At 69.3% G+C, this 11,541-nt stretch carries 11 protein-coding genes and 1 pseudogene; 6 read left to right on the forward strand and 6 right to left on the reverse strand.

Translation table 11 applies throughout. The features are described from left to right. Positions 1–45 precede the first annotated feature (45 nt). The 5 genes from BOQ63_RS05100 (at position 46) to BOQ63_RS05120 (ending at position 6,020) form a co-directional block, all read left to right on the forward strand. Positions 46–501: a GlcG/HbpS family heme-binding protein gene (locus tag BOQ63_RS05100; RefSeq protein ID WP_072653520.1), complete on the forward strand. Its 456-nt coding sequence runs from the start codon at positions 46–48 to the stop codon at positions 499–501. Positions 502–965: 464 nt separating this feature from the next. Continuing rightward, complete coding sequence (locus tag BOQ63_RS05105) at positions 966–1,463, forward strand: hypothetical protein (RefSeq protein ID WP_030557736.1); 498 nt, start codon at positions 966–968, stop codon at positions 1,461–1,463. 725 nt (positions 1,464–2,188) lie between these two features. Further along, positions 2,189–3,112: a hypothetical protein gene (locus BOQ63_RS05110; protein ID WP_046385938.1), complete on the forward strand. Its 924-nt coding sequence runs from the start codon at positions 2,189–2,191 to the stop codon at positions 3,110–3,112. 284 nt (positions 3,113–3,396) lie between these two features. Further along, positions 3,397–5,766 (forward strand): Orn/Lys/Arg family decarboxylase, encoded by a 2,370-nt coding sequence (locus BOQ63_RS05115; RefSeq protein WP_072653521.1) that lies wholly within the window; start codon positions 3,397–3,399, stop codon positions 5,764–5,766. Positions 5,767–5,837: 71 nt separating this feature from the next. Further along, on the forward strand, positions 5,838–6,020 hold the full coding sequence (locus BOQ63_RS05120) for a MarR family winged helix-turn-helix transcriptional regulator (protein ID WP_072653522.1): 183 nt from the start codon (positions 5,838–5,840) through the stop codon (positions 6,018–6,020). 65 nt (positions 6,021–6,085) lie between these two features. On the opposite strand, the pseudogene BOQ63_RS05125 reads toward BOQ63_RS05120, so the two are convergent. The 3 genes and pseudogenes from BOQ63_RS05125 to BOQ63_RS05135 form a co-directional block, all read right to left on the reverse strand. Beyond that, a pseudogene (locus BOQ63_RS05125) lies at positions 6,086–6,337 on the reverse strand (helix-turn-helix domain-containing protein); the annotation flags it as partial. A 481-nt stretch (positions 6,338–6,818) separates the two neighbouring features. Then, positions 6,819–7,001 carry a hypothetical protein gene (locus BOQ63_RS05130; protein WP_360329306.1) on the reverse strand — a complete coding sequence of 61 codons (183 nt, stop codon included), beginning with the start codon at positions 6,999–7,001 and terminating at the stop codon, positions 6,819–6,821. Between the two features lie 90 nt (positions 7,002–7,091). Continuing rightward, positions 7,092–7,502 carry a VOC family protein gene (locus BOQ63_RS05135; protein WP_072653523.1) on the reverse strand — a complete coding sequence of 137 codons (411 nt, stop codon included), beginning with the start codon at positions 7,500–7,502 and terminating at the stop codon, positions 7,092–7,094. An 828-nt stretch (positions 7,503–8,330) separates the two neighbouring features. Between BOQ63_RS05135 and BOQ63_RS05140 the strand changes: the two genes are divergently transcribed. Then, positions 8,331–8,942, forward strand: coding sequence for an SMI1/KNR4 family protein (locus BOQ63_RS05140; protein WP_167395655.1), 612 nt, complete (start codon positions 8,331–8,333; stop codon positions 8,940–8,942). A 65-nt stretch (positions 8,943–9,007) separates the two neighbouring features. Here the strand turns inward: BOQ63_RS05140 and BOQ63_RS05145 are convergent, their stop codons facing one another. The 3 genes from BOQ63_RS05145 to BOQ63_RS05155 all read right to left on the reverse strand — a co-directional run bounded on the left by BOQ63_RS05145 (position 9,008) and on the right by BOQ63_RS05155 (position 11,432). Continuing rightward, complete coding sequence (locus tag BOQ63_RS05145; RefSeq protein ID WP_072653524.1) at positions 9,008–9,244, reverse strand: ATP-binding protein; 237 nt, start codon at positions 9,242–9,244, stop codon at positions 9,008–9,010. A gap of 105 nt (positions 9,245–9,349) precedes the next feature. Next, positions 9,350–10,828, reverse strand: coding sequence for a S1 RNA-binding domain-containing protein (locus tag BOQ63_RS05150; protein ID WP_072653525.1), 1,479 nt, complete (start codon positions 10,826–10,828; stop codon positions 9,350–9,352). Between the two features lies 1 nt (position 10,829). Continuing rightward, positions 10,830–11,432, reverse strand: a complete 603-nt coding sequence (locus BOQ63_RS05155) for a recombinase family protein (protein ID WP_072653526.1) — start codon at positions 11,430–11,432, stop codon at positions 10,830–10,832. Positions 11,433–11,541: the final 109 nt, after the last annotated feature.

Genomic DNA, 11,541 nt, shown 5'->3' on the forward strand with positions numbered 1-11,541 from the left:
CGTCGCAGCGTCACCAACACCGCCCAGTCCCTGAGGAAACCTCCCATGAGCACTGACATCCTCCAGAAGTCAGCCCCCGCCTCCACGATCACCCGAGCAGCCGCCGGCGCGCTCATCGCGGCGGTGCACACCGCCGCTGCCCGGATCGGTTTCACGGCCGCCGTCGCCGTCACCGACCCGGGCGGACACCTGAAAGCGTTCGACCGCGCCGACGACGCGCTCTTCCTCACGGCCGAGGTCGCGCTCGACAAGGCCTGGACCGCGGCCTCCTTCCAGACCCCCACCCACACGTGGAACGACCACCTCGCCAACCCGCGGCTCTCGCCGCTCGCCGGACACCCGCGCCTGATGGCGGTCGGCGGCGGCTACCCGATCGTCGAGAACGGCCGGTGCCTCGGGGGACTCGGTATCTCCGGCGGCAGCTACGAGCAGGACCAGCAGGCCGCCGAGGAGGCCCTGACCGCCCTCGGGTTCGAGCTGCAGACTGCGATCGTGGCCTGAGCGGGTTCTCCCGTGCCCACGACGGAAGACCCCTGCTTCTGCTTCGCTAGCGTGGCCGCCCGGTCGAGGGATCTGCCCGAACTGCGGGCGTCACACGGGATCGTGACCGCGCCGTAGACGCCCTACGGCTCGCCGGCGGTGACGGCCGGCACCTCGGAGGAGCTCGACGCCGGAGCGGAGAGCGCCCTTTCGGCGCGGACGCAGGGCGAGTTGGCCGCCCTGGTGGCCGACCCGGCGAACTGGTCATCGTCGGCGGACCCGGCATCGTGATGCAGTCGAGGAGGCCGTGGCGCCAGGCGGGGAGGAAGGTGCGGGTCCAGTGGTCGGTGGGGATCCTGGTCGGTGGCCGGGGGGGTGGAGGCTGCCGCGAGGGTGTGCGGCGATGCCGTGCCGGCGCAGGGCGCCGGCTGCCGTCGGATCAAAACGTGTCGCTCCGGGCTGCAGTGGGTGGTTACGCTCGCGCGATGGAGTTGGACGAGGCGCTGGAGCCGTTGCGCCGGGTGCTGCTGGAGCGACGTACCGACGGTTGTCCGGAGTCGGTCGCCCAGGCGGTGGAGGCTGCCTGGGCGGCGCTGGCCGGCGGGGCGGACACCCCGAGTCTGTGGGAGCTCGGCGTGCTGTCCGACGGGGAGGTCCTGGAGACGCGCCGGCTGCTGGCCGAGGTGGAGCAGGAACTCTGGCCTGCGCTGCGGCTGCCCACCACCCTTGAGGGCCGCGACCTGGCGCTTGCCCGGTACTGCCTCAGGGACCTGGTGGACGGCCGTCTCGATCCGCTGGCAGCGGCCGAGCGGATCGGCTTTGAGCTGTGCTCCGCCGATGACCCCGGCTCGCCACTGTGGCCGGTCCGCGGATGGCTGTACCGCGCGGAGGACCAACAGGAGCACCGCGGCGGGCTGACGAAGGAATTGGTGGCCGAACTGCACGACCTGGCCGCCGGGCTGCTGGCCGGCCCGCTGTCCTGACGGCCGGGCTCCGACCGCGGCCGCCCACCATGCCGTCTCGCCGCCGCCCCGGGCGCCGTCCCCGTGCGGGGACGGGGTGTGGGTGGGGGCCGTCAGGCCGACCGTCCAGGAGGTGACGTGCCGCCTCGGGGGAGGCCACGGCGGTCAGGCTGCGCCCGGCGGTGTCGAACTGACGGCACATCGGTCGCCACGGTCCGGTTGCCTCGACGGCAACCCCAGGACGGGGCACGGGACGTACCGGTGGGGGCAGCGGGGCTGGAGGCCGCCGCCGGGCAGAACAGCGCGAATCCACTTCCCCCGACGCCGCCCGCGCGGGCGACGCTGCGGGAACCGCCCCGAATACCGCATCTCTGGAACGGCCGCTCTGCCGGGCACCAACGGCCCGGGCGTTCCGTCCAGGCCGCCGACGTCGCGCTCGGTCCGGCCGCGGGCAAGTCCGGTCATCAGCCGAAGCCTCGGCCGGCCCAGCTTCGGGGAGTCCTTGGAGAAGACGCCCCGGAACAGCGCGGTCTCGCCTGATCCCGGCGGCCGACCTTGTTCGCGGCTCGGCGTCCACCTGTCGGGCTGCGGCGGTAACTGCTGACACCTGGGGCCCGGGGCTGCCGGGCCATCGGGTACGGTCACGGTTTCACGTCCGCTCAGTTCCGGTGACGGCCCGTCCGGATCGCCACCAGGCGAGCGGCGAGTCCCACCCGAACCGTGTACAACCCCTAGGGAGCTTCCTCGTGCACCAACTCCTGCGCCGGAGCCTTCCGGCCCTCGCCGCCCTCGGCATAGCCGTCGGCGCTCCGCTGCTCACCGCCGGCGCCGCCCAGGCCCAGGCCGAGCACGGGTGCGGCACCGTCGGCGTCCAGTTCTCCGTCGACGGCGGCAAGGGCTGGATCTCCGACGGCCGGATGTCCCAGCCGCACGGCGTCATCCAGGTCCGCCTGGCCGGCGACGTCGTGGAGGGCTGCGACTACCGGATCTCGCTGGCCTCCTACGACACCGAGGGGCCGACCTGGGCCACCTCGGGCAAGCAGACCTTCCTCGGCTGGGCGACCACGACGCTGCGCAGCGGGAACCGCCAGGCGACCCTGGACGTCTCCGCCCACCTGCCGAAGTGCTACGGCCAGATCGACCTGTACAACGGCGACAAGAAGTTCGACGGCGTCGCCAACCCCGCGCCGAGGTACCCGGACGGCGTCTACTCGGACAACCTGATCTCGGCCTGGAACGGCGGCAAGGCCTGCGTGCCGACCCCGACCGGCACGCCGACCGTCCCGGTGCCGACCTCCTCGGCGTCGCCCACGGCCACCGCGACCCCGCACCCGACCGGGACGCCCACCGCCACGACGACGCCTTCGGCCACCGCCACCGCCTCGCCCTCCACCACCGCCAAGCCGTCGGGGCCGGCCACCACCGGGACGCCGTCCAGCGGCACCCCGTCGACCACCCCGGCCGTGCCGGCGCCGTCCGCCCCGGCGGACACGACCGGCCCGGTCGGCAAGCCGACCGCCAATCCGGTCTCGACCACGCCGGACAGCACCCTGGCCAGCACGGGTGGCAACAGCAGCCAGATGATCGTCTACGGCGCTGGTGGGGCCGCGCTGCTCGCCGTCGGCGGAGGCGCGCTGGTGATCGCCCGCCGTCGGGGCGCCCGCCGCTGACGCGGCACCGCTGAGGTACCCAGGACGCCCGCGGGTCCCGAACCCGCGGGCGTCCGTCGTGTGCGGCTACGAACCGTGGGGGTTTCCCACGCCCGTGCCCCGTTCGGATGAATCCCCGGGAAGGGGCACCGTCCGCCCCCGGCACCGGGCGAAGATGTCACCGCACCCGCACCCGCACCCGCACCCGCACCCGCACCCGCACCCGAGCAGCGGGCCCGCGTGCTCCCGCACACACCCATTGCTCCGCGCCTGCGCGGGCACGCACCACGAGGCAGGGGACCACGATGGCGAACGGCACCGTCCTGCTGGCACTGCGCAACGACCCCCTCGCCGCCGGCGTGAGCGCCGAACAGATGCGCCGGATCGGCAAGGAACTGGAAGACCGCGGCCTGGAGTTGCGCTGGGCCGGTGACAGCAGGGACGCCACGGCGACGCTTCAGATCGAGGCCGGTCTGGCCGCCGCGGTCGTGGCGTGGGGCCTGCCGCGCCCGCCCGGTGACAGTGGGGACGCCGGTGCCTCGGAGAGCGGGGTCGAACTGCCCACCGGTGGGGCCGAGGTGCTGGACCGCATCCGGCACCGGTTCAAGGACCTGCCGGTCTTCCTGCTCATGGCGGACGGCTCCGACCATGACCTGGAGCACCTTCCGCTGTGGGTCGCCGAGGCCGTCATCGGCTACATCTGGCCGCTGGAGGACACGCCCCCTTTCATCGCCGGACGGGTCGCGGCTGCTGCCGCCGCCTACCAGCGCGATGTCCTGCCGCCGTTCTTCAGCGCCCTGCGGCACTTCGACGACGCCCACGAGTACTCCTGGCACACCCCGGCGCACTCCGGCGGCGTGGCCTTCCTCAAGTCGGCGGCCGGCCGCGCCTTCTTCGACTACTACGGCGAGCGGCTGCTGCGCACCGACCTGTCCATCTCGGTCGGTGAGCTCGGGTCCCTCTACGAGCACTCCGGCCCGATCGGCGAGGCCGAACGCAACGCGGCCCGGGTCTTCGGCGCGGAGCGCACCTACTTCGTCCTGCACGGCGACTCCACCTGCAACCGCATGGTCGGCCACTACAGCGTCACCTCGGACGAGATCGCCCTGGTCGACCGCAACTGCCACAAGTCCGTCCTGCACGGCCTGGTCGTCACCGGCGCCCGGCCGGTCTACCTGGTGCCCACCCGCAACGGCTACGGCCTCGCCGGACCGCTGCCCCCCGCCGCCATCGACGCCGAGGCCGTCGCGGCCCGGATCGCCGCCAATCCGCTGACCGCCGACGCCCTCTCACCGCAGCCGCAGTACGCCGTCATCACCAACTCCACCTACGACGGCCTGTGCTACGACACCCTCGCCACGGCTCGGGCCCTCTCGCCCAGCACGCCGCGCCTGCACTTCGACGAGGCGTGGATCGCCTACGCCCGCTTCCACCCGCTCTACCGGGGCCGGTACGGCATGGCCGTCGGCCCGGACACCTTCCCGGAGCCGCAGCGGCCGACCGTCTTCGCCACCCACTCCACGCACAAGTTGCTCGCCGCCCTCTCGCAGTGCGCCATGGTCCATGTCCGCCCCTCGCCCCGCGCGCCCGTCGAGCACCACCGCTTCAACGAGGCGTTCATGATGCACGGCACCACCTCGGCGTTCTACCCCGCCATCGCCTCCCTCGACGTGGCGACCGCCATGATGGACGGGCCCCAGGGCCGCTGGCTCATCGACGAGGTCGTCACCGAGGCCGTCCGATTCCGCCAGGCCGTCGTGCGCACCGGGCGCCGGATCGCCACCGCCGGCGACCGGCCCGGCTGGTTCTTCGGCATCTGGCAGCCCGAGACGGTCACCGAACCCGACACCGGCACCACCATGGCGTTCGCCGACGCACCGGTGTCCCTGCTCGTCACCGAGCCCTCATGCTGGCAACTCGAACCGGGCGCCGCCTGGCACGGCTTCGACGGTCTGACCGACGGCTACAGCCTCCTCGACCCGATCAAGGTGACCATCACCTGCCCGGGCGTCACCGCCACCGGCCGGACCGAGCCCTGGGGAATCCCGGCGCGCATCCTGACCGAGTACCTGGCCGACCGCGGCATCGTCGTGGAGAAGACCGACAGCTACAGCACCCTCGTCCTCTTCTCCATGGGCATCACCAAGGGCAAGTGGGGCACGCTCATGGACGGCCTGATGGACTTCAAGGCCCTCTACGACGAGGACGCCCCGCTCCACCAGGTGCTGCCCGACCTCACCCGGAACCACCCCCGCCACTACCGGGACATCGGCCTGCGCGAGCTGTGCGCTCGGATGCACCGCCACCTCACCGACGGCGCGTTCGTCCAGTCCCTCGACGAGGCCTTCCGGAACCTGCCCACCCCGGTCCACCCGCCCCGGCACTGCTACCAGCAACTCGTCCGCGGGGGCACCGAACGCGTCCGCCTCGCCGACGCCGCCGGACGGACCGCCGCCGCGATGGTCACCGTCACCCCGCCCGGCATCCCGGTCCTCATGCCCGGGGAATCACTCGGCGCCCACGACGGCCCGCTGCTGCGCTACCTCACCGCCCTTGAGTCCTTCGACCGTGCCTTCCCCGGCTTCGGCAGCGAGGCCCACGGCGTCGTCACCGATCCCGACACCGGCGACTACCTCATCGAATGCCTGATCCCCGCCACCCGACCGCAGCCCTGAGGAGCCCCGGTCATGACGACATCACCGTCCGTGGCCTGGCCCGACGTTGTTTCGACATGCAGGGTGGAGGAGTGACAGCACCAACCAGCAGTCTGCGCGACCACCTCGGGTACTGGCTTCGCCGTCTCTCCGATGAGGTCCACGGCCGCTTCGAGAAGCAACTGGCCGAGCACGGCGTGACCGTCTCCCAGTGGGCGGTCCTGATCACCGTCTACCGCAGCGACGCCACCACCACCCGCGAGGTGGCCCGCTAGGGGTGCCGTTAACGAACGTGTCACCAGCCCCAAACGGTGGCTGATTGACCCCGTGAGCTGTGGGTTCATGTGTTGGTACGGGCGCGCTCCAAGACGCGGTACATCGTCGGCCGGCTGACGGAGAACAGCTCCGCGAGGTCGGCGATGGTGTGCTCGCCGGCCTGGTGGAGCTGGACAAGGTGGGCCTGCTGCCGGGAGCTGAGCTTGGGCTGCTTGCCCTTGAGCTTGCCCTTCGCTCGGGCGACGGCCATGCCTTCTCGGGTTCGCATACGCAGGAGGTCGACCTCGAACTCGGCGAAGGTGGCGAGGATGTTGAAGGCCCTGTGCTCCCGAAGCTGCCGCGAAGTGACAAGTAGCGCTCAGTAGCCGGGGCCGAAAAGGATCACGGTCTGCACTTCGGCTAGACCCCAGCACTAAACGGGCTGCAGGTCAGCGTCGCAGACAGAGTTCCTACAGGTTGAGCGCTGCGCGACCTCGCTGTTATCGAGATCGTTTCTGGCTGTTACGGTCCTGCCATGAATCGCCGTGGTCGTGCCCTGGAGCTGCTGCGTCAACACGGCCCTGTTCTCGTATAGCTACGGCAAACGGACATGTAGCGCAGGGTGATGCTCGCGGCTGGACCGGGCGCGAGGGCCGGTGTCAGTTCCGGAGTCGGCTGCATGTGTCCTGTCGCAGTGCAGCTGACAGATCGTGGGCCGCTGACCTGCTGGGTTGCCATGTCGTTTGAGAACGCCGCAGGCCGGTGTTCTCAAACGACATGGCCTTCACGGAAGCGCGCTGGTGGTGGGCGAGGGCAGCTCAGCCGTCTCGCTCTTCGGTAAGGCTGCCCGTGGCCGTCCGGAGACGGTGCCGGGCCGCTTCCAGACGTTCGGCGTAGTCGGCGGCGAAGTTTCCAGGGAGCGCTTTGTCCAGTGTTCCCACGATCTTGTGGATCGGGGCCCAGGCGGCCGGATCGACGACCAGGCGGCTGAGATCTGTCATCCGTACTCGCTCCAGCCAGTCCGAGAGGACCAGGCCTCGTCGGGGGCGAGCTTGATCGTGATGTCGCTGTCCTCCATGACCGGAATCTAATTAGTCGCGCTTGGGCCAGATCGGGCCCTGGTCGGTCCAGATGACGCCCTTGTTGCGGCACAGGCAGAAGGGGTGGCCGATCGGGTCGGTGTAGACCTGCCAGCCGTAGCCGTTGGGGCCGATGAAGCCCTGCCTTAGCGTCGCGCCGAGGTCGAGGACGCGGCGCTGCTCGGACTCGATCTCGTCCACTTCGAAGTCGAGGTGGAACTGCTTGGGGTGCTCGCTGTCGGGCCACTGCGGAGCGCGGTAGTCGTCCACCCGGATGAATGCCAGCTCGATCTCGCCGAACTGGATGCCAGCCCAGTCCTCGGAGCTGCCTTCCTTGAGCGGACGGCCCGTCACCTCGGAGTAGAAAGCAGCCAGCTTCATCGTGTCCGGGCAGTCGATAATGAAATCGGTGAGTCGCAGCATCCCGCGATCTTGTCACAAGCTCACACCACCGCGACCCCCAGCACTCACGTACATGCCGAAAGCGGCCGTGACAGGTGCAGTGAGAACGAGACCCGCGAAGTGAGATCAAACCCCACGAACGAAGCAAACGCCGCCGCTCAGCACGCACCGCAGTGAGAATCCGACAGAACGAACGAGAACGGGTGGGAATCCGACACCTTCAACGCGACAGGACAGCATGGATGACGGCCCTGCACTCCCGAAGCTGCCACGAAGTGACAAGTAGCTTTCAGTAGTCGATCTGACGTACTGCTGATTTAGTCGGGTCATATTGAGACCACGTCTTCGGTGGCGATGGGTACCAGGGTTGGGCTGTTCGTGGCGGGGATGTACTCGACAGTGCTCCGTGGTTTTCGGTGGGAACGGGCACCGTTTCGGCGAGTTCGGGAGCCACTGATCGGGTGACCTGCCGGTTGGGGTGGAGTGTCCGGGGGATGCCACCGCAGGAGTGTCGATAGCTTGTGGGTGCGGGCCCTGGGGCTGCCTCCCTGACAAGATGCGGCCCGGGGCTCGCACCTGGCCGTGCCCCGGGGCCGGATGCCGTAGAGCAGTCCGAAGCGGGGCCAGGACAGCCATGCGGGCTTCTCAATGCCTTTGTCAAAGCAGTTGGATGGTCCCGACGCTTCAGCGGGCGGGCCGGGCGCTCGGTCGTGGGCCCTGCTTCCCAGTCCATTCGAGCTTGCCCGGCTGAGTCGATGTCGCTGGTCCCGGTTAACCTCACGGCAGGCCACAGCATTCGTGGTGGCGATGACGCGGCGGCCTGACGCCCGAACCCGATGAGGAGAGCCGGTGCGCGACTATCTCGCTGAGGTCTTCGCCATGCTCGGCCCTGGCGAACAGCGCTTCACCAGCCCCGATGCATGGGCCGAGTTGGAAGCCGAGATCGGCACTGACTTCCCCGAGGACTACAAGGCGGTTGTTGATGCCTACGCCCCGATGCAGATCAACGGGCACCTGTATCTCTCGCATCCGGCTACCGAGCGCTGGAACCTCGGGAAGGAGATCCGCGAGACTTCCCAGGTCTGGGCCGGGCTCGACTGGGACCGGGAGCACTGGCTGGAGCCGGAGGAGAACATCCGCGTCGTCCTCAACCTGCAGGAGGTGAGGTTTGGGACGAAGGACGGCCTGATCCCGATCACCAACACCGATCGCGGCGAATACATCTTCCTGGCCCCGCTGCCCGACCGCACGGGACACCGGATCTGTGCGGTGGAACACGACGGATCCTGGTACGAGTACCGAATGAGCTTCTCCGAGTGGCTCTACCGCTATCTGGTCGGCGAGGACATGGTCGGCCCGAACAGCTCCGCCTTCTACCCCGGCCCGGTGCTGCTCGAACCGCTGCCGATGTCACCCGATGACCGCCCCGCGCCGATGTACGGCCCAGAGCGCGGCATGTGACTGACACAAGAGCCTCGGCCTGACGACGAACGCCCGCTGAAGCGCTCATTCACAATGCTGAAGCGTCACTTCGGTGCCGGGAAGAGAGATTCCTGGGTGGTCTGGAAGCGGTAGGACTCGGTGCCGGTCTGGATGAGGGTGCAGCGGAAGGTGATCCGGTCGGCGATGGCCGCGCAGAGGCGGGCGTCCCCGAAGGTCTTGTCCCACTCGGTGAACGGGGAGTTCGTGGCGACCGCGGTAGCCTTGCACTCCTCGCGTTCGGTGAAGATCTGGAACAGCAGCTTGGCACCTTTGCGGTCCATACTTCGAGGTCGACGCCGGCGGCTGGGTGACCCGACAGGTCGAGCTCCAGGGTTCCGAGCTGACCCCGATCGCGGCTGCGTCCCTGGAGCACTGCATCCACGTCGTCACCGGTCGGCCTGCCTCTGCGACAGGGCAATGCGGCGCCGTACGAGATCGACATCCATGATCTTCACGGTGAGAGCGTCGCCGACCTCGATGACGTCCTGCGGCGATTGATCCAGCTCGTCGGTGTGCACGAGCCCCTCGAAGCCGTCCTCTCGGTCTTCGATGCGGACGAAGACACCGAACGGCACGATCTTGGTGACCAGCCCTGTGACCACCTGGCCGATCCTCTGCGCTACCTGCGGCCATGGGTCTTCCTGCACTGCTCGAAGAGACAGCGGCACTCGCTCCCAGACCATGTCGACGTCGAGGACCTCAGCTGTGACCTCCTGGCCGACGCTGACGACGTCGGACGGGTGGTTGATCGGACGCCAGGACAGCTCCGGAATGTTGATCATCGCGGTGAAGCCGCCGATGTCCACGAAGGTGACGCCGAAACTGGCGATGGACGTCACCGTGCCGGTGACGACCTGGCCGCGCCGCAGGGTCTTCAAGAACGCCCAGTCCCGGTCGCTGGGTGTCGGCTCGGTCTGCCAGCGCGCGCGGAGTACCCCGTCGCTGTCGGGCAGTACAGCGGTGAACAGCGGGAGATCTTCACCGGCATACATGGATACGACGCCGGCAGCACTCGCGCTGGCAAGCTGGGAGGTCACGTCCTCGAACTGGGTCTCGTCCACGACCGTGCTGGTGATCTGCCCGTCTTCCTTCTCCCAGATGATCTCCACTAGGCCTTCGTCGGGCAGGGCGGCCACGGCCGTGTCGACGTCGGTGAGCAGGTCCGGCCAGACGGACAACTGTGCGCGTGGGGTCAGCTGGGAGCGCACGGTCTTGATGTTGTCGCGGCTCAGGCGGTGCCATCGGGAGGCGTTGAGGGCGAAGGTCTCCTCCAGGAACGTGGCGCGGTGGGCGCTGACGGTCCAGCCAAGGCGGGCCCAGAAGTCGGCGTCGGCCGGGCGCTGCACGTATGCGGGGTCGTCGGGGGCGAAGTCGTACGGCGATGTGTCCAGGCGTTGCGTGAACAGGCCGAGTGCTCGGGTGCGGGTCAGCGCGGCTTCGCAGGGCTGGCTGCTGCTGAGGTAGAGGTACTGGTCCCAGCCGACGTGCACTGTGAACTCTCCCTCCGCTTCCAAGCGGCACCAGGCGCCGTTGTCGCGGAGCATCGCTCGGACGAGTTCCAAGCCGACACCTATCGGCACCAGTGCCCCGTCGTGGAACCCGGCGGGGCCGGCGGGGAAGAGGCCGGCCAGGCCGTAGCCGTCGACCGGTGGCTCCAGGCCGAAGTGGACGAAGCCTCCGAGCTGCGGCTCGCGGATGGCCAGCTGGTCGACGCCGCTGTCCTCGGCGAAGGCGGCGGCGGCCTGCAAGTAGGCGTCTTCGACCGGCCCGTGGTCGCTGGTCGTGTCCTCAGTGCCGGCGTAGTGGCCGTGCTGGTCGCGGTCGGCGGGGTCGTACTTGGTGACCTGATAGACGTAGGGCAGCACGTCACTGCCCACCGGGAGTCGACGGCGTGGCTGCGTTCTGGTGGCGTTCAAGGACGCGGTAGACCGTGGCGCGGCTGACGGAGAAGAGCTCGGCGAGGTCGGCGATGGTGTGTTCGCCGGACTGGTGCTGCTGGACCAGGTGGCTCTGCTGGCGGGCGGTGAGCTTGGGCTGCTTCCCCTTGAGCTTGCCCTTGGCCCGCGCCACCGCCATGCCTTCACGGGTACGCATGCGCAGGAGATCGACCTCGAACTCGGCGAAGGTGGCCAGGATGTTGAAGAACATCTTGCCCATCGGGTCGGCGGGGTCGTAGAGCGTGCCGCCGAGCGAGAGCTTGACGCCGCGGGCGGTGAGGGAGTCGCCGATGTCGCGGGCGTCGGGTACCGAGCGCGCAAGGCGGTCGAGCTTGGGGACGACGAGGGTGTCGCCGGCGCGGACCGCCGCGAGGGCCTGGGCCAGGCCGGGCCGGTCGCGGTTCGTTCCGGTCAGCCCGTGGTCCAGGTAGATCCGGTCCTCCGGGACGTCCAGTCCGATCAGGATCCCGCGCTGGGCGGTGAGGTCCTGCTTGTCCAGACTGCATCTCGCGTAGCCGACGCGTTCGTTCATGCCGAGAGCGTACGGTAAGCCCCCGCTCAGCATACAGATCACCGGACACCCTAAATGAGACGCCGTCCGCGCAGGTAGGTCTCTCTCGCCAGGCAAGATCATAATTGTT

Origin of the sequence: Streptomyces viridifaciens (genome assembly GCF_001888885.2) — a bacterium.
Classification (GTDB): Bacteria; Actinomycetota; Actinomycetes; order Streptomycetales; family Streptomycetaceae; genus Kitasatospora; species Kitasatospora aureofaciens.